The sequence below is a fragment of the Rhodothermales bacterium genome, assembly GCA_041391505.1.
Lineage (GTDB): Bacteria > Bacteroidota > Rhodothermia > Rhodothermales > JAHQVL01 > JAWKNW01.
In genome coordinates this window covers 41,337-64,251 of record JAWKNW010000007.1, presented here as the reverse complement: position 1 = coordinate 64,251, position 22,915 = coordinate 41,337, and the positions used below count along the sequence as shown (strand labels likewise).

Here is a 22,915-nt window from a genome sequence, read left to right as displayed (position 1 = left end):
AACTACCCGACCATGCTGCCTCGATTCCCGACGTTTCTACTTCTCGTTCTGATGGCCGTCCCGGCGCGGGCGCAGCGCGTGCCGCCGCCCGAACCCGTCCTGCCGATCCCGACCGCGCGCCAGCTCGAATGGCAGGAAGGCGGGCTCCGCATGTTCGTCCATTTCGGCGTGAACACGTTCACCGATCGGGAATGGGGCGACGGCACGGAGTCGCCGGACCTCTTCCAGCCGGCGGCCTTCAATGCCCGTCAGTGGGCGCGTGTGGCCCGGGAGACCGGGTTCTCGACCATCATCCTCACCGCCAAACATCACGACGGCTTCGCGCTCTGGGATAGCCGGTACACGCTGCACGATGTGGCGAGTAGCAGCTGGCTGCAAGGGCGGGGCGACGTGGTCGGGGCGCTTTCCGAGGCCGTTCGCGCCGAGGGGCTGAGCATGGGGCTTTATCTGTCGCCCTGGGACCAGCACGAGCCATCGTACGGCGACGAGGCCGGCTACAACGCGTTTTACGTCGCCCAACTCCGCGAACTCCTCACGCAGTACGGACCGCTCAAGGAGGTCTGGTTCGACGGGGCGAAGGGGGAAAACGCGAAGGATATGAACTACCACTTCGATGCGTTCTGGGCGACGGTGCGGCAGCTCCAGCCGGCGGCCGTCATGTTCTCGGATGCCGGCCCGGACGTCCGCTGGATCGGGAACGAGCGCGGGCACGCCGGCGAGACGAACTGGTCGACGTTCGACCGATCGAAGGTCAGCATCGGTGCGCTGGGGATCGAAAAATACCTCAACGAAGGCGACGAAAACGGTCCGGACTGGGTGGGCGGCGAATGCGACGTATCGATCCGGCGCGGATGGTTTTACCACCCGGACCAGGAGCCCAAATCCGTCGCCGAGTTGATGGATATCTTCTACAAATCCGCCGGCAGGAACTGCGTGCTCCTGCTCAATATCCCCCCGAACCGCGACGGGTTGCTCGACGAAAAGGATGTGCGCCGCCTCCAGGAATTCAAGGCGGCGCGCGACGCCGTGTTCGCGACGGATCTGGCCGCCGGCGCTACGGCCACCGCCTCCAACGTACGTGGCGGCGACGACGCGTTCGCGCCGGCTCAGCTGTTCGACCGGTCTCAGGAGACCTTCTGGGCCACCGACGACGCGGTCCGCGAGGCGTCGGTAGAGATCGTACTGCCCGGGGCTCGGACCTTCAACGTGATCCGCCTCCAGGAGCCGATCCATCTGGGGCAACGAATTGGCGCCTACCGCGTGGAGGCGGAAGTAGGCGGGCGCTGGACGACGCTGGTCGAAGGCACGACGATCGGGTATCAGAAGCTGGACCGTATCGAGGCGACGACGTCGTCTCGGCTGAGAGTGACGGTGCTGGACGCGCGCGGCTGCCCGCTGCTCGCCGGCTTCGGGCTGTATCTCGACACCGCGCAATGAGGATCCCGGATGCCTTCCTCCCGATGGCTCCCGCTGCATCCTTCAGCGATCACATCCCGTAACGCCAGCAACAGCGCGCCGTCTCCGTCCACCCATCCTGCAGCCTCGTGCGCATCCGTGACGCCAGTTTGATGCTCCTCCTCGCCGGTCTCGCGGCTGTGCCGGCTTCGGCCAGGCAGACCGCGGACGGCGACCAGGAGATGCCGGCGGTCGCTCCTCGCGATGCCGGCTGGAATACGACCCTTCTGTCTGATCTGGAACGGGCCATTGCGGCCGACAGCTTTCCTCAAACGACGAGTGTGCTCGTCGCGCAGGGTGGCCGACTGGTCTACGAAGCGTATTTCGGCAGCGGCGCCGCAGATCTCCTCAACGACACGCGATCCGCCACCAAATCGATCACGGCCCTCGCCATCGGGCGCGCAATCGACGACGGGCTCATTACAGGGGTCGATGCGCCGGCGTTCGCCTACCTCGCCTACCTCGCGCCATTCGCGAACGATGGCGATGCCAAGCGATCCGTCACCATCGAGGATCTGCTGACGATGTCCTCCGCGCTCGACTGCAACGACAACGACCCCGAAAGTCCGGGCAACGAGGAGAATATGTATCCGCTCCGCGACTGGGGGCGGTGGGCGGTCGATATCCCCGTCCGCGCCGGGTATGAACGGGACGCCGCCGGGCGCGGCCCCTTCGCGTATTGTACCGCCGGCACGTTATTGCTCGGCCTGATCCTGGAACGCGCCACCGGCGAACGGGTGGACCGCTACATCGACCGGACCTGGATGCGGCCGCTCGGCATCGAGCGACGACAGTGGGCGCAGTCGCCGACCGGCGAATACATGACGGGCGGGGGGCTTCGGCTGCGGAGCCGCGACCTGCTTCGTTTCGCCCAGTCGGTGCTGGATGGCGGCGCATGGCACGGCCAGCGGCTGGTCTCTGCGGCGTGGCTGCACGCCGCGCTGAGTGAACAGCGGGTGGCCGGCGCGGAACAGGGCTACGGATACCTGTTCTGGCGCCGGACCTGGCAATCCGGATGTGGGCCGATAACTGCCCCCTATATGGCCGGAAATGGCGGGAATGCCATCCTGATTCTTCCATCGCTCGATGCGGTCGTCGTCGTCACCCGCCAGCATTACGGACAACGCGGCATGCACCAGCAAACAATCCGGCTGCTCGAGTCGTTTGTGCTGGCAGCAGCACCGTGTCCCTGACCCTCAGCCCCGGGCGGTAGTGCCAGGGCCACCCATCCACCTACGAATCACAGCCACTTCGATGAAAAACGTGTGTGCGGGCGCCGGCCTGCTGTTGTCCATGGTATGTGTCGCGCCGGACGTTCTGGCGCAGCCCTCCCCATCCTCCGAACAGGAACCGACGACGCCGGCCGCACTCCGCGCCACGAACGAGGTCGTAGCCGTGTTCACCGAGACGCCGCCGCATATCGACGGGCATCTGGACGAACCGCTGTGGCAGACGATCGAACCCCTCACCGGCTTTTTCCAGATCTGGCCGGAAGACGGCGCCCCGGGCACGGAGCCCTCGGAGGCGCGCATCGCGTACGACCGCGACAACCTCTACGTCGCGTTCACCTTTTACGACAGCAACCCGGAACTCATCCGCGCCAAAAACCTGGAACGCGGCGGCCGCAACGACCGCGACGATCACGCCTACATCGGGCTCGACACCTTCGGCGACAAACGCAACGCCTACCTCTTCGAGATGAACGCGCTCGGCACCCAGGACGACGCCACCATCTCGGACGAAGGCCTGACGCTGGACAGCTTCTCGTGGGACGCCGTCTACCGGAGCGAGACCGTCATCAACGACCAGGGATGGACCATGGAGGTGTCGATTCCGTTTCGGCAGCTCCGTTTCCCGAAGGGCGAAGAACTGGAATTCGGGCTCATGCTCTCGCGCATGATCAACCGGAAAAACGAGCGCGTGATCTGGCCGCACATCGGGCTCGATTACGGCACCACGTTTACGGCGCTGGCCGCCGTGTCTCAGTACGGCAAACTGACCGGGCTCAAAAACATCCGCCGGGGCAAGAACATCGAGATCAAGCCCTACATCATCGCCGGCGTGCAGGAGGTCCGGCCGGACCTCGCGCTGGAGGCTACGGACGTGGATTTCACGCGCGACCTCGGGGTCGACTTCAAATACGGGATCACGTCGAACCTGACGCTGGACCTGACCTTGAACACCGACTTCGCGCAGGTGGAAGACGACAACGTCCAGATCAACCTGACGCGATTCAACCTCTTCTTTCCCGAGAAGCGTGAGTTCTTTCTCGAACGCGCCGGCCTGTTCGACCACGGCAACCCGCGCTCCACGCAGACCTTTTTCTCCCGGCGCATCGGGTTGACGAACCAGATCCTGGGCGGCGGCCGGCTCACCGGGCAGGTCGGGCGCTTCTCCGTCGGTCTCCTCAATATCGAGACGGGTGAGCAGATGAAGGATTTCCTCGGCTCGAACTCGGCCAACAACACGGTCGCGCGCGTTCGGACCGACTTCCTCACCCGCGGTACGGCCGGCGCCATCTTCACGAATTTCGAGGAGGCCGGCCATTTCAACCGGGCGGCCGGCGTCGATGCGCAGTACCGGTTCTGGGGGGCCAGCGAGGCGAATGTATGGTATACGGGCATGTGGGACAGCGATGCGTCGCTGAACGACGCGGCCGGGCACGCCAGCCTGGCGCTGCAAAACGATCTGGTCGGTGCCGAGGCGGGCTTCACGAGCGTGGGCGAAACGTACAATCCCGCCCTGGGCTTCGTCCGGAGGCGCGACATGCGGGAGCTGGATCTCGAAGCCCGGTTCACGCCGCTCGTCTCCATTCCGGCGCTGCCTTTCGTTCGTCGGCTGTGGTTCGAAGCGGAACGCGAATACATCGAAGGGCAGGACCGGGAGAAGCAGACCGTGGAGACCACGGTGTCCACGCGGATCGATCTGGCCCGTCGTGACTTTCTCGTGCTGGCGTACGCCCGGACGTTCGAGCGGCTCGAAGATCCCTTCTTCATTCTGAGCGAGGCGGCTATCCCGGCGGGCGATTATACGTTCGGTCAGGTCGCCATCGAGGGGGTGACGGACTCGAGCCGGCGCCTTTTTGCATCGGCGTCAGCATCTGCCGGCGACTTCTTCAACGGAAACCGTACGGACTTTGGCGGATCGATCGGCTACCGCCAGTCGCGCCACCTGAGCCTGGAGGCGTTTCTCGAGCATTCGATCATCGACCTGCCGATCGACAACGGAGCGTTCGAGGCAACCACCGTGTCGCTTTCCATCCTCGGCGCCCTGAACCGCAAGCTGTTCGCCCGCGCCCTCATCCAGTACGACAACTTCTCGCGGGACTTGCAGGCGAATATCCGCATCAACTGGATTCACACGCCGGGCAGCGACCTGTTTCTGGTGTTCAACACCTCCTCGCACTTCGCGCGGGGTAACGAGCTCCTGTTCGATCCCCGCCGCGACATGATCCTGAACGATCGGGTCGGGGTTTTCAAACTCACCTATCTGGTGCTCCTCTAACCGCATGAAGTCAGGCAAGGCCTCCACCATCCGCCGGCGCGTCCGCATCGGGCTGCTGGGTATCTGGATCGCCGTATTCGGATACCTGTTCGCCAATATGCGCGCCATCGGGGTGGACGATGCGGTGCTTGCCAGCGACAGCCGGGTACGCGTCGAGACGACGGACCGCGGCCTCGTGTTTACGCCGCTGCCCGATACGCAGCGCACCGCGCTGCTCTTCTTTCCCGGCGCCCTGGTGGCGACAAAAGCCTATGCGCCGACGGCCCGCGCGGCTGCAGAAGCCGGCTTCAAGGCCGTGCTCGTGGACGTCCCGCTGACCTCGACGTGGCTGGCCAGCGGTCGCGAGCGGGCGCTGGACCTCGCCGAAGGCTATATAAACGACGACCCGGAACGCCGCTGGGTGGCCGGCGGCCATTCGCTCGGCGGGAAGTTCGCCCTGGCGCTCGCCCGGCGGGGGGTCGCACTGGACGGGCTCTTCCTGGTGGCCACCTCCCATCCCCGGGAAGACGATTTTACCTCGCTCGCGATGCCGGTGACGAAGGTGTACGGATCGCAAGATGGCCTCGCTTCGGAAGAGGAGATCGAGCAGTTCGGCGTCAACCTGCCGGCGCACACGCAATGGGTGCGTGTCGAAGGCGCCAACCACGCCCACTTCGCCCACTACGGCCGGCAACTCGGAGACCGCAAGGCCACCATCCCCCGCGAAGCGCAACAAGCCGCCCTCCGCGACGCCCTGCGCGCCATGCTGGCGGCGGTGGAACAGGCGGATTGAGGGTGGGAGGTTCAAGGTTTGAGGTTCAAGGTTCAAGGGTCTTCAATAGCCCGCCCTTGAACCTCAAACCTTGAACCCTGAACCCCACCCCTTACCCGCGTTTATGCCACTGCACGCGGTAGAGGTCGTGCCGGCGGTCCTTGAGGTTTTTTACCGTGCCGCCGTGGCGCGCCATGCGGAGCGACTCGATCCGCAGATCGGCGAAGGCGACCATCTCGACGTTGGGGGTCGTGTCGGCGGCGACGCCGTCGCGCGCGAAGGGGAAGTCGCAGGGGGTGAGCACGCAGCTCTGGGCATACTGGATGTCCATGTTGGCGACGCGGGGCAGGTTGCCCACGTTGCCGGCCATGACCACGAAGCACTGGTTTTCGACCGCGCGCGCCTGGCAGCAGTACCGTACGCGGAGGTAACTCTGCCGTTCGTCGGTGCAAAAGGGGACGAAGAGGATCATCGCGCCCTGGTCGATCAGGTGCCGGGCCAGCTCCGGGAACTCGGAGTCGTAGCAAATGAGCACGCCGATGGTGCCGCAATCGGTTTCGATCGCCTCCAGTTTTTCGCCGCCCTCGATGTTCCACCAGTAGGCCTCGTTGGGCGTCGGATGGATCTTCACCTGCTGATGCACCCGGCCGTCGCGAAGGTAGACGTAACTGATGTTCTCCACCCGCCCTTTTTCGGTGTGCGTGGGGTGCGATCCGCCGATGATGTTGACGTTGTAGCGAATCGCCAGGTCCTTGAAGGCCGCGAGGATCCGGGGCGTATATTCGGTGAGGGCCTCGATCGACTCCTTGGGGGTGAGCTGCTGGTCCCCGCAGGAGAGCAGCTGCAGGGTGAAAAGCTCGGGAAAGACGACGAAGTCGGCCTTGTAGTCGGACACGACATCGACGAAGTACTCCACGATCGACAGAAACTCCTCGAACGAGTCGACGCGCCGCTGCATGTACTGCACGGCGGCCACACGCACGGTGTCCGGCATGTGCATTCCGTACTGTTTCGATCGGAGGGCGGACTCTTTATCCTGAATGGCCGGGTTCTGCCAGACCATGCGGACGGCGTAGCCCATCGACTCGCGGTCGTACGGCAGGTAGTCCTTCATGACGCCGAGGATCTCGAATCCGTTGCGCAGCTGGAAGGAGAGCACCGGGTCGCGATGCAGTTTTTTCTGGATCTTGTCGACGTAGTCCTCGACCCTCGGGTATTGTTTGATCCGCCGATGGAGTGTGGGGATGCGGCCGGCGATGATGATGCCCCGCAGCCCCCAGTCCTTGCACAGCTGCTTGCGCGCGTTGTAAAGCCGCTGCCCGATGCGGAAACCGCGGTAGTCGGGGTCGACGAACACATCCATGCCGTAGAGGTAGTCGCCGTTCGGGTCGTGCCGCGAGGCAAACCCGCCTCCCGTGATCTCCACCCAGGTGTGCGGCTTCATGGCGACCTCGCCATCGACGATGAACGTCGCGCAATACCCGATCACCCGGTCGTCGTGCGTCACGACGATCTGGCCTTCAGGAAACTGCGTGATCTGGCCGCGGAGCATCGCCTCCGGATAGGCCTGCATGCCGCTGGAGGCATAGGCGCGCGAACTGAGATCGCTGATGGCCGGGATATCTTCCAGCGTGGCCTTGCGGACCGTGATCGGGGCGTTGTTCTGGGGAAAGGTGCGGGCCTTTTGGGACATGGGCTTGCGGGGATTCAGGATTCAAAAAACGGCACGAGTAATCCGGGCGATCCGCGCGCGGACCGCCTCTTCGACAGGAGGAGCAGCGTATGCGATCAGGCCGGCGTCCGGTCTTCCAGCCACTGAAGCAGGGCGGGAAGAAAGAGCAGGGCGGAGACGAGGGTGGCGCCGATGCCTACCACGGCGAGCATCCCGATCGTTTCGAGTCCGGGATGGAAGCTGAGCAGCAGGCCGGCGAAACCGATCATGGTGGTGATCGATCCCATCGCCACATGTTCGCCGGTTGATTTGAGCACGTGCCGGAGGCTGAGCCGGCCTTCTTCCATATACCGGTGGACGATATGGACGCCGGCATCGTTTCCGATACCCAGCACGGCGGGGAGCACGATGAGGTTGTAGAAGTTCAGGCGGAGCCCCAGCAACTCCATGATCAGCAGCATCCACAGCACCCCGACGATGAGCGGGACGGTGGCGAGGGCGGCCCACTTCACGGAGGAGAAATTGGCGTACATCAGCACGATCACGATCACGAGGGTGGCGAGGACCATCCAGGGCGACTCGTTGCGCATCAGGCGCAGCATGTCCGCCGCCACAAGCGACGAGGAGCCGGCGTAATAGATCGCGCCATCGGCCGTTTCAATGCGGCCGATGTCGTCGGAAAAAGCGATCGATTGCCGGCCGTCGGACAGGCCCACGGAGGGGTACACGATGATGAAGTTGCCGATGCCCCCATCCTTCGAGGTAAACCGATCCTTCAGGTATCCGGGCACCGTGCTCAGGGCGATCGGCGTCCGGGTGCCGGCGGCGCGGCGCAGCTTGACCATGCCGTCCGACGTGTCGGCGCTCAGGAACGGATCTTCGAGCAGTTCGCGGATGTGCGCGATCCGTCCCAGCTTATGCGCCTGCCCCTCGGGCAGCGTCGGGAAGCGTTCCTGCAGGCTTTCCACCTCGCGAATCGTCGGCGAGATGGTGTCGGCGGCGGCGCGCGCGCGGATGGCCTGGACGACGGGGAGCACTTCTTCCGGGCTGTCGACGACGATATAGGCCGGGTTGCGGCGTTCGCGGTCGTCAAACACGCGGCGGATGTAGTCGCGCCGCTGGTTGTAGGATTCGTACGTGGGTTCGAGGCTGCCGAAGTCGTACTCGAACGTCACCCGGGGCAAAAAGACGAGGGCGAGGATGACCGCGGCGATGCTGCCCGTGAGGATGGTGCGCACCGCGGGGAACGGCTTTTTGGAGGCCGGCTCCGGGGCGACACCCTCGTTGCTCAGGTTGAGCAGATGCATCCGCTCGAACAGCGAGATCAGCGCCGGCATGACCAGCAGCATGGCGAACAGCGCCAGCACGATGCCTGTGCCGGCGATGAATCCGAACTCGCTAAAGCCCCGGAAATCGGCGAGGACGAGCACGAACATCGCCGCCGCCGTCGTCAGCGCGCCCACGGTGATGGCCTGTCCGGTGCTCGTGAACGTGAGCTCGGCCGCATCGATGACGGAGAGGCCCATCGCCCGTTCTTCCGTATACCGCGCGTAAAAATGGATGCCGAAGTCGATGCCGAGGCCGAACAGCACGAGCCCGAGCGTCGAGGTCATGAGGTTCAGCGTCGAAAAGGCGACATAGGCGATGCCGAAGGTCCACGCCAGGCTCATGAGGAGCGGGATCGCGATGAGCAGGGCGAGCACGGGGATGCGCAGGAGGTGCTGCAGCAGCATCGGCAGCGAAAAACGCCCGCCGCTGCGCGCCCGGTAGCCTTTGTAGAAAAAGTACAGCACCACCACCATGAGCACCGTAAACACGCCGGCGCCGAACGAGCGCCGGACGTCGTTGGTGATGGCGGTGACTTCGGTGTACTGTCGAAGCAGGCGGCCGGCGGTGACGATCTGCATCTCCGGATGGAAGCTGGCCGGCGCCAGCGACGCGATCAGCGAGTCGACATCGGCATAAACCCGCTCGATAAACCGGATATTGGTGGCCGACCCCGTGGGGATGAGGCGGAGGACCAGCGTCGTGCTGTCGTCGGAAACCGGATAGTCCTTCCCGACGAGGTCCTTGTACACGCGCTCCATGGTGGCGGCCGTCGTATCGGGAGCCGGCTCCTCTTCGTCGTCTTCGAGATCGAAAAAGAAGGGATTGGCCGCCAGGCGCGACTCTTCGATCTTCTGATCCAGGAAGGTGTCGAGTTCGTCCAGCTCCGCCTCCGTCGCGAAGTAGAGCGCATTGTCCTTCACGAATTCCGTTTCGCGGCGGTAGTCGACGCGCGAGAAATCGGGTTCGTTCTGGCCTTTGCCCTGCAGGGACAGCGCCCGGGGGATGAAGGCTTCCGCGAAGCGCCGGTTCGCGTCGAACGACGGGCTGACGATGGCGATGTCGACGCCGCTTTCGCTGCCGACGGTACTGCGGAGCCGCTCGAGGGCCTTGACGCTGGGGTAGTCGGGCGGGAGCAGCTTGGAGAAGTCCGTATCCACGCGCAGCTGGGCGGCATTAAACAGGCCGAGCGCCGTGAACAGGGATGCGATGAGCAGCACCCAGAGGGGATGCTTGATGGTAAAACGTATAAGCGGCCGTAACGCCACAAAAAGTCGGTGCATAACCCTCCTTAAGACCGCCGGCGTAACCCTGCATGGGTCAGGGCGGCGCGCCGGCAGCACGCGCAACGCTCACGCGCTACCGTGGCGCGAGCGCGATGTTGTCAAAATCCCCTTCGCCGTATCCGTTTGTGTTGTCCGAGTCGCTCCAGAGGCGGATGGACAGCGGCCGGTCGGGGGGATCTTCACCGAAAACCGCTCGGTAGTCGTCGACCACGTTGCGTTCGAAGTGGAGCCACTTGCCGAAATCCTCGGCGCCGTTGGCCACGACGATGACGCGCAGCTTGTCCTGTTTGAGCACGGTGCCGACAGGGAGCGACGAGCTGTACGAGTATTTGATGCCCTTGGGGCGCTTGATGATAAAACCTTCGAACGAGAAATAAACGTACAGGCCGAGGCCGGCGTCGTTTTTACTGTCTTCGTCCTCGCGGGCGTCGGCCGGCAGCTGGAGCGCGCGCCAGTCCCACCGAAGGATCGGATGCGTGCGAACGTCCCAGTCGAAACCGTCGACTTCATTCGCCATCGTGAGGTGCACGGCTTCGCCGTGGGTGAAGGCGCGCAGAAACTTGTTTCCCTTCTCCTCCGCTACGTAGAACTTCTCGTTCTCGCGCATATGGGTCGGGTTGACCCAGACGAGCTGTTTGTCCTGCAGGTACTTCCAGCGCGTCGGCAGGCTTCCGTCGGAGTACGACTCGAAGTCGTCGATCGTGACGGTCTTGCCCGGAGGCGGTTCCAGGGTCTGGGGGGCCATGCCGGCCAGCGTGAATAGCAGCGCGACCGGCAGTAGGAGTTTTCGAGCCATGTAGTGTCGTTCTCTCGTTAGATCGACGATAGAGGTGGCAACTCGGGTACCAATCGTTCCGTGGTGGTTGCGTTCTTGAAGGGCGATGGGGGCGCCGATGTTTCCAAACCGCCCAAAAAGGATGTTATTCAGGGGGTTTTTGCCCCGGTACCCCGGACGGAGTAGTAACTGAACAGCACCAGGTTGAGCAGCTTGTCCACGGCGCTGGATACGGCCAGCATGCTGAACATACCGGCTTCGGATACGCCCAGCATGCTGGACATTTCGACGCCGATGCCGAGAAAGATGAGATCCTGGCTGGGGACGATCGGGATGCGGCTGAGGATGAGCGAGGCGGCCGCGAGGGAGAACCAGACCTGCAGGGGGACGTCGGGCATCGCGACGGTCCACTGCCCGATCCGGAGCGCCTGGCCGAGCAGCAGGCGGGCGCACTGGATGGCGAATACCGTCAGGGCGAGGCGGCGCGGCATCGCAAAAAGGTACCGGCGAAACCGGATCGCCACGGGAATGAGGAGCACGAGCACGCCGGCTGCGACGAGCGCGCCCATGAGCGCCTTGCGATCAAAGAGATCGGTGAGCCGGACGTGCCCGATCCCCAGGAACAGCGAGATGAGGGCGATCGCGATCAGCGTGGAGGCGAGCGACGAGAGGATGTTGATGTCGCGCACCGTGCGGAGGATGTTGGACAGCGGCAGGCGCAGCTGCTTTTGCGCCCAGCCGGCGAAATACACCTCGCCCGAATAGCCGAGGACGTCCTGGTTGTAGATGCGCTTCTTGATGAAAGCCGGCATCCCGAACCACAACGAATGCCCCCACGTCTTCCCGTACGTGATCACGTCGGTCAGGGGAATGGAAATGTAGACGAGCAGCCCGAAGAGATAAAAAAGCGGGTTGACCGGAAGGGTGGTCCAGATTTCACGCCACCCCACCTCGCGCAATTTGGAGAAGAGATAACCGAGTACGGCCAGCGTGAACGCGTACCGAACCGTCCGGATGGCTATCCGTCCGCCGCGCGATTCCGCAAACGCGGTCCATCGCTCGCGTAGAGATACTGTGTGCATCCTTCCTGTTTCGCTCCCGTAACGTCGGTTGTCCCGAAAGGCTCTTAGAGCCGCTTGCCGTCGTAAGGATCCACCCGGCTTTTGACGTGGTTGATATACTACCGAACCACCAAAAGCCAGGGTCTAATTTCCCTGCGCTTTATTCTAGACGCTGAAAACCGATGCGCCCTCCTGACCACGCCAAAGCGCGCCGGCTCCTGATAGGTACGATCGTAGTGTACGCCCTTCTGGTTGCTACGCACCTCGGCGAGTTCTGGCCCTTCAGTATTTATCCCATGTTCTCGCAAGGCGGCCGCACCTGGACGCGCGCCGTCGTTCGCGATGTCAGCGAAACGCCGGATTCCCTGCTCTGGCGCACAACCACCCTGGAAGACCTGCCCGGTGCGGTCTTTCCGATCAATCCCACCGGGATCAATCAGAACGACATCGCCAACTTCATCGCCAAGTCGAGCACGTGGAACGCCGAACGCGTCGCCTCGTTGCGCAAAATCTTCGGGGATAATCTCGCGAATAACTCGCTGCTTATCATGCGAGTGCAGGGGCGCCTCGACGCCTCCCGGCAGGTCGATGTGAGCTATACGCCGTTTATCGTGCTCGCGCCGGACACCACGCGTTTTAATCCGACCCTCGACATTGCATCGGACTGAACCCATGGCCACCTTTACCGCCAAACTCTTCGCCCTCGACCGCGAACTCACGCCGGGCGAAATCCTGTATCACCGAGCCTTCGAGGCCTTCATCGTATACTGGGTGGTGTATTTCGCCTGGACCTGGGGCTTCTACATCGGCCGCATCGGGGAAGTCGTCCTCCCGCTCGGCATCGCCTCGCACATCGACATCTCGTTCATGTTTAACCGGACGGCGCCGCTGGTCGTCGCCGGCCTCATGACGGCCGCCATGCTGATGGGCTTCCTCGGGAAGTGGAAATACGGCTACGCCGCCGGCCTGCTCCTGATGCACCTGCAGTACACGGCGCGGTATTGCCTCGGGGAGATATCTCACGGGTCGAACATCATCGGTTTTTGCCTGCTCGCCCTCGCACTGGGGGCGCTCGCTTACCAGAGCCGCGTGCACGCCCTGCGGTTCGCGCTCGGATTCTCCTTCTTTTTTGTCGGGCTCGGCTACTCCTCCGCCGCGCTCTGCAAACTCATCGCCACAGGTCCGTCGTGGGTCGACGGCAGCCACCTCTGGATGTGGATCGCCGAGCGAACCGTGGACACGTTCTCGATGACGGGGGTGGTCGAATACAACGCCCTCCAGGAGCTTGCGCTCAGCTACAAGCCGGTGGCGACCCTGATCCTCACGTTCGGGTTGCTGACGGAGGCTTTTGGCTTTCTCATGTGGTTTCCGAAGACGCGCCCGTATATTGCCATCCTGCTTATCGGCATGCACATCGGTATCCTGCTGTCCATGAAAATCAACTTTCCGGCGAACACCTATACCCTGCTGCTCCTCGGTTTTCCCTGGGATCGCTGGGCGGATGCGGCGCTGGAATCGTTGCCGCGGCTGCCGTTGATCGATCGGATGTCCCGGTACGACATGGAGTGGCGGTAAGGATGCGGGCACGTTGATGCGGTTATTATTTGTATCGCAGGATTTCCCTCCTGTGCGGGGCGGCATCCAGACGTACGCCGGCGAACTGGCGACGCGGTTTGCCGCCTGGTCCGACGCGTTTGTCGTCATCGCCCCCGATCATCCCCGGGCCGCGGCCTACGATGCCGGCCTCCCGTTCGACGTCTGCCGCGTCGCCACGTCGTCCGATCTCTTCCCGCTCACCGCCGTCCCCCACGTGCGCCGCCTCGCCCGGGAGCACCGGCTCGACGCCGCCTTCAGCACTCAGTGGTCTTCCGGACTCGCCGTACACCTCGCGCGCCGGTACGGGGGACCGAGCCGGCTCTTCGTCGCGGCACACGGACGCGAAGTGCTCTTCGAGCCGGAGCGGCTGCCCCGCTTTGTGCGGTCGGCCTACGACCGGATGCGCCGACGGGTCTTCGGCAGCGCCGAGCGGCTTTTTCCGGTCAGCGGGTACACCGCCGGGCTGCTTCATGCCGCCGGCGTGCCGGCGGACCGCACCACCGTGATTACGAACGGGGCGGATCCCGGACGGTTCAGCCCCATCGACGCGTCGCCGCTCCGCGAACGCCTCGACCTGAACGGGCACGCGGTCATCCTGTCGGTGTGCCGGCTGGTGCCGAGGAAAGGCATCGACACCACCCTGCGCGCGCTGCCCGGCGTCATGCGCGACGTGCCGCACGTCCGCTACCTCATCGTCGGCGACGGTCCCGATCGCCCCCGCCTCCAGGCCCTCGCGCAATCGCTCGGCGTGGAGGAGCACGTCCGCTTCATCCCCGGCATCGACAACGACGAACTGCCCCATTTTTACAATGTGGCGGACGTCGTCTCGATGCCTTCGCGCAGTGATCCACCCGACGTGGAAGGGTTCGGCATCGTTTTTCTCGAGGCGAATGCCTGTGAGAAACCCGTGGTCGGCGCGCGCACCGGGGGCATTCCGGACGCCATCCGGCACGGCGAAACCGGGCTGTTGATCGAGCCGGACGATGTCGACGCCCTCGCATCGAGTATCGTGCGGCTGCTCACGGCGCCGGAGTATGCCCGGCAACTGGGCCGGCAGGGCCGCGAGCGGGTGGTGAAGGAGGCGACGTGGGATACCATCGCCGAACGCATGTTCGCGGCGATGCATGCCGAATAACCGAGCGCATTTCCGCCCGATGTCGTAGTTTCGCGGCGCGTCCGCGTCGCGCAGGCCGGCCGCATCTCCCTTACCCTCTACGAACGCCCATTACCATCCCGGTCATGACTCGACACACCTACGAATCCCTCCAGGTAGGCGACGCCTTTTCGTTCACCCGCACCATTTCCCAGGCCGATGTGCAGGCGTTCGCGGACGTCTCCGGCGACGACAACCCGCTCCACATCGATCCCGAATTCGCCGCCACCACCCAGTTCGGCAAACCCATCGTGCACGGGGTGTTCTTGCTGGGCGTCGTGTCCAAGGTGCTCGGGCGCGATTTTCCGGGTCACGGCAGCGTCGCCGTCGCCCTGTCCGCCAAGTTTCTCCGGCCCGTCGTCGTCGATTCAGAGATTACGGTCGAGGTAAAGATTGCCGAGAAGGTGGAGAATCGAAAGCACATCCGGGCCAAGATCTACGTCTACTGCAACGGCAAAATGTGTGTTGGCGGCGAAGCAACGCTGATTCCGCCGTCCGACGCCGCCTGATCGGCCGTCTGGCATGGCTGTTGTCCGAGCGATGCCGTTGCGCGTGGCTGATCCCTTCAGCGTGGACCCCGCGCCTTCGCCTCCTGACAACGCATAGCGCGAGGTACCCATGACGACACATACCGAGCCCGCCATCGCCGAAGATCGCCTCTATCAGTTGATCCGGCTCCGTTTGATCAAGGAATTCAACACGCAGCGCGCCGGCTTCAGCAGCTACGACTTCTCCGGAATGGACTTCCGGGGGCTCGACCTCCGCGGCATCGACGCCGAAAATATCGACTTCTCGAACTGCTATTTCCGTCAGGCCGATCTGCGCGGACTCGATCTGCGCACCTGTAACCTGGAAGGCGCGAGCATCCACGCGACGAAGATCTCGGGTGTGTATTTCCCGAAAGAGTTGAGTGCCGAGGAGATCCAGCTTTCCTTCACGCACGGCACCCGCATGCGGTACCGTTAGGCCGTCGATCGGCGCGCCGCGGCCAGGCGGGTTTCGACGAGCATAGCCACGGCATAACCCGTCCCGGATGCCGCGAGCGACAGGAGGTAGGGGTGGGGCAGATCCCAGACGTAGGCGCCCAGGACCCAGGAGACGATGCCGGCGATCAGGGCGCTCATGGCGCTGACGGGTCCGCCCCAGGGCACAAACAGGCTGCACACGATCACGACGAACAAGCCGGCGCTGCCGAAGGCGGAAGCCTCCTCGACGAGGTCGTGCACCCCCTCGGCGTTCAGGGCCATGATGTAGGCGAGCAGGCCGCAGCCGGCGACCGACAGCCGGGCGACGCGTACCTTCTGCCGCTCCGTGTACTCGGGCCGCAGCGGCACGATGATATTGTGGGAGAGCATCGACGCGGCGACCAGGAGCACGCTGTCGACCGTCGACAGGATGGCGGAGACGAGGGCGCCGTTGAACAGGGCGTAGAGGACGGTGGGGAGGTGCTCCTGCGCCATGCGCGGCAGCAGTTGTTCGGGATGCTCGAGCCCGGGCATCAGGGTGGCGCCCATCAAACCGATCACGGCCGGAATCATCCCGATGGCCAGGTAGAGCCCGCTCGCCATGAAGGCCGACCGCTTGGCGACCTGCGGCGATTTCGCCGCGATGGCGCGGGTGAGCAGCTCCGCGGCGGTGACCGACCCGACGATGGGGATCGCCCAGGTTTCGATGAGGTCCATCCATCCCACGTCGGGGCCGCCGAAGAGCGCGAGTTGTTCGGGCTGGATGAGTTCGCCCAGGCCGGCGGACTGGTCCTGCATCAGCAGCACGAACAGGGTAACCAGGCCGGCGATCAGCACGATGCCCTGCAAGAGGTCCGTCCAGGCGTCCGCCAGCAGGCCGCCGAACATGGTGTAGATCACGACGATGCCGGCGGCGATCGAGATCGACATCGTCACGTCCCACCCCGACGAGGCCGACAGCACCTGTCCGAACGCCCGGATCTGGGCGGCGGCCCAGAACATCGAGCCGGGGATCATGAGGGCGATCGCCGTGCGCTCTACGAGGGTCGAGTACCGCTCCCGGTACAGGTCGGCCAGCGTCGTGAGTTTTCGCTTCCAGATCGGGATCGCGAATACGATGCCCATGAAGAGGATGCACAATCCGTAGCCGAACGGGTCGGCGCTGCCGCCGGCCAGGCCGTCGGTGTAGATCGCGCCCGCCGCGCCGATGCACGTTTCCGCGCCGAACCAGGTCGCGAACAGCGTAAACGTGGTGAGCCCGTAGCCCAGGCTGCGGCCGGCCACGAGGTAGTCGTCCTCTGTCTTGATCCGACTGGATATAAACGCGCCGATGCCCAGCTGCGCGAGGATATATCCCAGTATGGCAAGCAGCATCCAATCCATTGACATGGCCGATCGCGTTACGCGCCGGAATTAACGGTGGGGGGAGGACGCGTTCAAGGGGCCGCGTCGCGAAAGGCCGTCCAGGCGAGGCCTTCTGGGGCAATTAACCAGGTCTTGAACCCTGACCGGATAACAAGTACTTTGCTTACTTTGTGTCGCAACAACCTTAGCGTGATCTCCTATGCGCCTTTCCCATGCCGCCCGTACCGGATTGCTGGCCCTGGTTCTGGGTCTATTGCTTGTTTCTGCAGCGTTTGCCCAGCCGGGCCCGCAGCAGCAGCAAAAACCCGAAAACCTCAAGGTACTGCCTGAAGACATGCCCATCCAGCAGGTGCGCCGGGTGATGGGCGGTTTCACGCGGGCGCTTGGTGTGCGCTGTCTGTACTGCCATGTGGGGGAGGAGGGTAAGCCGCCTTCGACCTACGATTTTGCCTCGGATGACAAGGAGGCGAAAGAGGTGGCGCGCGTCATGATGCGGATGGTGCACAGCATCAACGAGGACTTCGTCAAGACGGCGCCGGGCGACGGCGAAAAGCTCAGCGTGAACTGCGAAACCTGCCATCGAGGCGTTGCGCGTCCGCAGATGCTGGAGGACATGCTGGCCGACTATGTCGCCGAGAAAGGGGTAGACGAGGCGGTGGCCGAATACAACCGCCTGCGCGAACAGTACTACGGCGGCTTCTCGTACAACTTCCAGGAGCCGACGCTCATCCGCACGGCCCAGCAGCTGCTGGACGCCGAAAACCCGGATGCCGCGCTGCGTTTCCTCGACCTCAACGCCGAGTTTTTCCCGAACTCGAGCCAGACGCATGCGGCGATGGCCGAGGCCTATCTGGCGAAGGAAGACAAGGCGGCGGCGATCCAGCACGTCGAAAAGGCGCTCGAACTCAATCCGAACGATCGCCGGCTCCAGCAGTGGCTGGAGGATCTGAAAAATCAGTAGACCGGGCCGGGTACCGGATGCTGGATTCAGGGTAACGCCGGATCCAGCATCCGCTCACCCCCGCATTTCCACGACGACGGCGTCGGCGCCGACGGCTTCGCGGACGTAGCGCAGGAGCATCTCCATCTGGTCCTGGCTCAGGACCTGGCCGGCGAGCGCCAGGCCGTACACCACGCCCCCGAGCACCACGGCGCCGGCGACGAGCCAGAGCGCCGAGGGCGTCATGTCCAGCATCCACTGGGACGCCGCGAAGAGCAGGCCCATCAGCACGAGAAAACCGGAGATGGCGTAGAGCGCCATCACCAGCGTCCAGATGTCCGGCCGCGGTCCGAAATGGCCGTTGATGATCGCGCCCGGCCGATCGCCCACGACTTCCAGGTTGAGATGCGGCGACCAGATCTTCTGGAGCAGCGGCCGCATGTTGAGATGCAGATGGTTGCCGGCCAGCGTGCCGGTGCACGGGCATTCGTCCCGGTCGAGCCGGTCCTTCAGCCGGTCCAGGGTTTCGGTGGCCGAGAATGGAACCCGCATTTCGAATCGCGGGCGGATGCGTGGACTGAGCATGCGGTTTGCCTGTACGTGGTGAACCAGTGCGTTCGGTCGACGGATGCAGGTTACCCGGGCAAACCGCGGTGTCTGTAGGGGCGCCCCTCGCAATGGGGCGGCATAGTCGGGAACAGTAGCGGAGCGGCGGCGGCATGAGGCGGTTTTCGCGCGATTTTTCGCCGGCGTACAGGCGAAAATACATCGCTCGCCGCGCCTGCGTCAATTGTGTATGAGCGGTTTTCGCGGTACTATTCTACTGTCGGGACTCTGGAATGAACGGGCTTCCGATCCTCCGATCTCAGGAACTCTGGCGCCTCTTTTCCACCAACTACTCTTATATCCGTATGAAACGCAACGCTACGATTTTGTCACTGCTGTTTCTTGTGCTCGCGGCGCTTCAGCCGGCGCGCGCCCAGGAATGCGCCCCATCGTCTGCCGCCCGGTATTTCAGCCAGGGCATCGAATCCTATGTCGGCGTCCAGCCTCAGCTGACGGAAAAAGCCCGCGTGCAGCGCGTGGCCGCCATTGAATCGCATCTGCCGGCCGACGCCGCCTCGCGCTGCCTGGCCCTCGCCGGCATGAACCTGTTGCCCGAATCACGCCGGGTGGCTGCCGACGGCGATCTGACCAGCATCGTGGATCAGGAATGGACCGGTGTCGCCTGGGTCGATACCGCACGCGTGCTTCTGACGTACTCCGACTCGGATTTCCCGTCCGAGTGGATCTCGCAAATGTGGAACGGCACGGAATGGGTGAACGAATTCCGCGCCGAGTTCACCTTTGAAAATGGAAACGAAGCCTCGTTCCTGTTCCAGACCTGGGACGGAACGGACTGGGTAAACGAGACGCGTGGTCTGAGCACGTTTTCGCCGGATGGCCTCGAGACCTCGTCGTTGTCGGAAGTGTGGGATGCGGATGCCGGCGAGTGGATGAACCTCTCGCAGTCGACGACCACGTACGACGAGGGCGCCCTGGAATCCGTTACGACGACGCAGTTCTGGGACAACGGCGTCTGGATGAATGCCTCGCGAACGACGACGCAGCTGGATGACCAGCGAAGGGAGATCGAGATCGTCTCGGAAACCTGGAATGATACGGACGAGGTGTGGGAGTCCTTCCAGTCTACACAGACGGAGTGGTCGACGGACGGCCTGACGGCTACGGCGACGACCAAATTTGTTTTTGACGGCATTGAGTTCAATTCCACGCGCATCACCACCACTTACGATGCAATCGGGAATGTCCTACAGGAAGTTTATGAGGTAGCGGATTTTATAAGCGGCGACTTCACACCGTCGTCGCGCACCACGTACGCGTACGACGGTGTCGGAAACGACATACAGGTGCTGACCGAGTTGTGGGATAGCATGGCCAGCGAGTGGGTGAATGAGGAGCTCGAAACCAACGTCTTCGACGGCGACAACGACATCACGGAGTCGATCTGGCAGGTGTGGAGCGAGGATGTCGCAGGGAAGCAGGGCGCGGCCGGCTGGCTTAACGACAGCCGCAGCCTGTACAACTACGGCACCTCGACCGCGCGCGAAGGCGTGCCGGGCGGCTTCGCCGTGTCGGCTATCGACCTGTTCCCGAACCCCACGCGTGATCGCGTGACGGTGGACGTGACGATGGCGAACCCGGGCTACCTGCTTGTGGAGGTCTACGATCTCCTGGGTCGTCGCGTGGCCACGCTCTCGGACGCGACGGCTCCGGCCGGCGTACAGCAGCTCCGCTGGAACGCCGATGGGCAACCCGCGGGTCTGTACCTGGTGCGCCTCGAAGCGGCCGGCGAGACGCAGACGCACGCGGTTACCGTGATCCGCTAGGGTCGCAACGTTTGACCGGATCTGGAGTATGCACGGAGGTGCGGGCGGTCTGCGCTGCCCGCACCTCTTATTTTTTAGCGAATCGAAGATAACATCATGGGAGCTGCAGCAGGCGCCGCCGGTGGCGCCGCGGCATCGGCCGCTATCGCGAACGCCATCAAGGCGAGCGGCGTGCTGGTGCGGGTCGAACCCGAGGAATTCATGCGCCTCCTCCGGCGCGCCGAAAACCCTTTGATCGTCTACCACGAAGGCGGCGTTTTCGCGACGAAGCATCAATATCTGATGTCGTACAAAGGCTTCGCGTTTTACGTCAAGACGAAGGAGCCGCTGTTCATTCCGGCCACGGCCGAGGTGGTGGTAGCCAATTCGATCTGGATACCCGGTTGATGCCGGCCGGAACGCGATGCGGGTCGGATGTGTAACGGAAGGATATTTCACGCGCCAGAGTATCCATGACCTTTCTGAACCCGCTTCTTTTGCTGGGGCTGCTGGCCGCCGCCATCCCCCTCATCATCCATCTCTTTAATTTCAGGCGGCCCCGAAAAGTCGACTTCAGCTCGCTGGCCTTTCTGAAGGAGCTTCAGAAAAGCACGATGCAGCGCGTACGCATCAAGCAGCTGTTGCTGCTGGCGCTGCGGATGCTGGCTATCGCGTCCCTCGCGCTCGCGTTTGCGCGTCCGACGCTGATGGGGAGCCTGTCCGGCGCGCTCGGAGGGCGCTCCCACACGTCGATGGCGCTGGTGATCGACAACTCCCGTTCCATGGGCGTACGCGATGCGCAGGGGGCCTACATCGATCAGGCCCGGGAGCTCGCCGCCGGCGTGGTGCAGTACGCGCAGACGGGCGACGAACTCTTCATCGTGCCTACGGGCGCGCTGACCGGGGGCGCCGCGGAGCCCATCACGACCCGCTCGCTCGCGCAGGATGCCGTGGAGGACATCGAGATTCAGCCGGCATCCCTCACGCTGTACGAGGCGATCGACCGTGCGCAGGGTTTGCTGGCCAACGCGTCGCACATCAACCGGGAAGTCTACGTCATTTCCGATTTCCAGCGCTACATGCTGGCCGATTCGAGTGCCCGGTCCGCCGCCGGCGACGGTGCGCGCACGTATATCCTGCCCGTCGGCGAGCGGGTGGAGCCGAATATCGCCATCACGCAGGTGCAGGTGGCCAGCCGGATCATCGAGGCCGGCCAGCCGGTGCGGATCGAGGCGACGCTCGTCAATTACGGCGACGACGACGTGGAGGGCTATGTCGCCAGCGTGTTCCTCGATGGCGAACGCGTCGCGCAGAGCGCGGCCGATTTGCCCTCGCGGGTGCCCAAGACCGTGTCGTTCACGGTGACGCCGCAGCGGAGGGGCTGGTTGCCGGGCGAGGTGCGGATCGAGGATGACGCCTTCGAAAGCGACAATGTCCGCTTCTTCACCATCAATGTGCCGGAACAGCGCAGCGTGCTTGTCGTGGCGGGCGAGGGGCATTCCACCGATTTCATCGCGCTGGCGCTCTCTCCCCAGTTGACGCGAGGCCGGTCGATCTTCAACCTGGAGACCATTCCCGAAACGGCGCTGGCGACCCGGGCGCTCGGCTCGTACGACGCCGTGGTGCTCGTCGGCGTCCGTTCGCTGTCCAGCGGCGAGGTCGGCGCGCTCGCGCAGTATGTGGCCGACGGCGGCGGAATGCTGTTTTACCCCGGCGAAGCCGGCCAGGCGGCCGATTACAACGCCCTGTTCGAAAGCCTGGGGGCTGGCCGGTTCAGCGGGTTCAGCGGCGCCCTCAACGGAGAGCAGTCGATCGCATCGTTCGACCGGGTCGACCTCGAACATCCGTTGTTCGAAGGGGTGTTCGAATCGGCAGGTTCGCCGTCCCGGATCAACGTGGAACGGCCGCTGATCGCCCACGCGATGAATTATACGCCGGGCTCGGGCAACGAACAGACCCTCATCCAGCTCTCCAACGGCTTTCCGTTTCTGCAGGAGGTGCGCCACGGCGACGGCATCGCGTTTCTGATGGCGGTGGCCCCGGATGTGCGGTGGAGCGATCTTCCCCGGCGCGGCCTTTTCATCCCTCTCGTCTACCGGTCGATGTACTACCTCACGGCGGATGAGTCCGTCGCCGGCGAGCAGCTCATCATCGGGGAGCCGGAGTCCCTGCGCCTGGCCGGTGTCGCCGATGCGGAGCCGGTGCGTCTGAAAGCCCCGGACGGGGTGGAGTTCACGCCCGAGCAGCGCAACCTGTTCGGCGCCATGCTGCTGGAGATCGATCGCTCGCTGACGACGCCCGGCATCTACGATGTCATGGCCGGCGAGGTCCTCGTGCGCCGCATTGCCTTCAACGTGCCGACCGACGAGTCCGACCTCGGGGTCTGGCCGGTGGACGAGGCAGTGGAGCGGATCCGCGGCGGGTCCGACGCGTCCGTGCGCGTCCTCGACGTGGACGCCGCCGACGGCATGGCCGGCGTGCTCCAGCGGCTGGAAGAAGAGCGGAGCGGTATCGAGTTGTGGAACGTCTTCCTGATGCTCGCGTTGGCTTTTTTGGTAGCGGAAATGCTGGTTGCCCGTCAGTGGCGGCCGGAAGCCGTATCGGCGTAACCTGCCAACCCGCAAGCGGGCTATTGCGGGGTCTTACCGTTTGCCCGGCCATGCGCCGTGTTCCCCATGATACCGTCTACTTCCATTC

The 22,915-nt window shown here is 64.0% G+C and carries 19 protein-coding genes; 13 read left to right on the top strand and 6 right to left on the bottom strand.

The genetic code is table 11. From position 1 onward, the window contains the following. The first annotated feature begins 12 nt into the window (after positions 1-12). The 4 genes from R2834_09095 to R2834_09080 all read left to right on the top strand — a co-directional run bounded on the left by R2834_09095 (position 13) and on the right by R2834_09080 (position 5,731). Positions 13-1,437: an alpha-L-fucosidase gene (locus R2834_09095; GenBank protein MEZ4700474.1), complete on the top strand. Its 1,425-nt coding sequence runs from the start codon at positions 13-15 to the stop codon at positions 1,435-1,437. Positions 1,438-1,544: 107 nt separating this feature from the next. Then, positions 1,545-2,648: a serine hydrolase gene (locus R2834_09090; protein MEZ4700473.1), complete on the top strand. Its 1,104-nt coding sequence runs from the start codon at positions 1,545-1,547 to the stop codon at positions 2,646-2,648. Between the two features lie 61 nt (positions 2,649-2,709). Then, positions 2,710-4,959 carry a DUF5916 domain-containing protein gene (locus R2834_09085; protein ID MEZ4700472.1) on the top strand — a complete coding sequence of 750 codons (2,250 nt, stop codon included), beginning with the start codon at positions 2,710-2,712 and terminating at the stop codon, positions 4,957-4,959. A gap of 4 nt (positions 4,960-4,963) precedes the next feature. Then, the gene (locus R2834_09080) at positions 4,964-5,731 is read left to right on the top strand and encodes an alpha/beta family hydrolase (protein ID MEZ4700471.1); all 768 of its coding nucleotides are present in this window, start codon (positions 4,964-4,966) and stop codon (positions 5,729-5,731) included. 91 nt (positions 5,732-5,822) lie between these two features. Here R2834_09080 and R2834_09075 read toward each other — a convergent pair whose 3' ends face one another. From R2834_09075 to R2834_09060, 4 genes are all read right to left on the bottom strand, one after another. After that, positions 5,823-7,403 (bottom strand): bifunctional GNAT family N-acetyltransferase/carbon-nitrogen hydrolase family protein, encoded by a 1,581-nt coding sequence (locus R2834_09075; GenBank protein ID MEZ4700470.1) that lies wholly within the window; start codon positions 7,401-7,403, stop codon positions 5,823-5,825. A gap of 95 nt (positions 7,404-7,498) precedes the next feature. Then, positions 7,499-9,928, bottom strand: a complete 2,430-nt coding sequence (locus R2834_09070) for an MMPL family transporter (protein MEZ4700469.1) — start codon at positions 9,926-9,928, stop codon at positions 7,499-7,501. A gap of 139 nt (positions 9,929-10,067) precedes the next feature. Beyond that, entirely contained in the window at positions 10,068-10,790 is a 723-nt protein-coding gene (locus R2834_09065) for a DUF3047 domain-containing protein (GenBank protein MEZ4700468.1), read from the bottom strand. A gap of 128 nt (positions 10,791-10,918) precedes the next feature. Then, positions 10,919-11,851: a hypothetical protein gene (locus R2834_09060; protein ID MEZ4700467.1), complete on the bottom strand. Its 933-nt coding sequence runs from the start codon at positions 11,849-11,851 to the stop codon at positions 10,919-10,921. A 161-nt stretch (positions 11,852-12,012) separates the two neighbouring features. Here R2834_09060 and R2834_09055 point away from each other — a divergent pair, with 161 nt between their 5' ends. The 5 genes from R2834_09055 (at position 12,013) to R2834_09035 (ending at position 15,545) form a co-directional block, all read left to right on the top strand. After that, a complete protein-coding gene (locus R2834_09055; GenBank protein ID MEZ4700466.1) occupies positions 12,013-12,498 on the top strand; it encodes a hypothetical protein in 486 nt (161 codons plus the stop codon). Positions 12,499-12,502: 4 nt separating this feature from the next. Beyond that, positions 12,503-13,405 (top strand): hypothetical protein, encoded by a 903-nt coding sequence (locus R2834_09050; GenBank protein ID MEZ4700465.1) that lies wholly within the window; start codon positions 12,503-12,505, stop codon positions 13,403-13,405. Between the two features lie 16 nt (positions 13,406-13,421). Next, positions 13,422-14,561, top strand: a complete 1,140-nt coding sequence (locus tag R2834_09045; GenBank protein ID MEZ4700464.1) for a glycosyltransferase family 4 protein — start codon at positions 13,422-13,424, stop codon at positions 14,559-14,561. 104 nt (positions 14,562-14,665) lie between these two features. Continuing rightward, on the top strand, positions 14,666-15,088 hold the full coding sequence (locus R2834_09040; GenBank protein MEZ4700463.1) for a MaoC family dehydratase: 423 nt from the start codon (positions 14,666-14,668) through the stop codon (positions 15,086-15,088). Between the two features lie 109 nt (positions 15,089-15,197). Then, complete coding sequence (locus R2834_09035) at positions 15,198-15,545, top strand: pentapeptide repeat-containing protein (GenBank protein ID MEZ4700462.1); 348 nt, start codon at positions 15,198-15,200, stop codon at positions 15,543-15,545. On the opposite strand, the gene R2834_09030 is transcribed toward R2834_09035, so the two are convergent. Continuing rightward, positions 15,542-16,933, bottom strand: coding sequence for a sodium:solute symporter family protein (locus R2834_09030; protein MEZ4700461.1), 1,392 nt, complete (start codon positions 16,931-16,933; stop codon positions 15,542-15,544). The genes R2834_09035 and R2834_09030 overlap by 4 nt on opposite strands. A gap of 175 nt (positions 16,934-17,108) precedes the next feature. On the opposite strand from R2834_09030, the gene R2834_09025 reads away from it, so the two are divergent. Further along, complete coding sequence (locus R2834_09025; GenBank protein MEZ4700460.1) at positions 17,109-17,870, top strand: c-type cytochrome; 762 nt, start codon at positions 17,109-17,111, stop codon at positions 17,868-17,870. 54 nt (positions 17,871-17,924) lie between these two features. On the opposite strand, the gene R2834_09020 is transcribed toward R2834_09025, so the two are convergent. Next, positions 17,925-18,434 (bottom strand): hypothetical protein, encoded by a 510-nt coding sequence (locus R2834_09020; protein ID MEZ4700459.1) that lies wholly within the window; start codon positions 18,432-18,434, stop codon positions 17,925-17,927. Positions 18,435-18,760: 326 nt separating this feature from the next. On the opposite strand from R2834_09020, the gene R2834_09015 reads away from it, so the two are divergent. The 3 genes from R2834_09015 to R2834_09005 all read left to right on the top strand — a co-directional run bounded on the left by R2834_09015 (position 18,761) and on the right by R2834_09005 (position 22,827). Continuing rightward, positions 18,761-20,239, top strand: coding sequence for a T9SS type A sorting domain-containing protein (locus R2834_09015; GenBank protein MEZ4700458.1), 1,479 nt, complete (start codon positions 18,761-18,763; stop codon positions 20,237-20,239). A gap of 96 nt (positions 20,240-20,335) precedes the next feature. Then, on the top strand, positions 20,336-20,626 hold the full coding sequence (locus R2834_09010; GenBank protein ID MEZ4700457.1) for a hypothetical protein: 291 nt from the start codon (positions 20,336-20,338) through the stop codon (positions 20,624-20,626). A 65-nt stretch (positions 20,627-20,691) separates the two neighbouring features. Then, positions 20,692-22,827 (top strand): BatA domain-containing protein, encoded by a 2,136-nt coding sequence (locus tag R2834_09005; protein MEZ4700456.1) that lies wholly within the window; start codon positions 20,692-20,694, stop codon positions 22,825-22,827. Positions 22,828-22,915 lie beyond the last annotated feature (88 nt).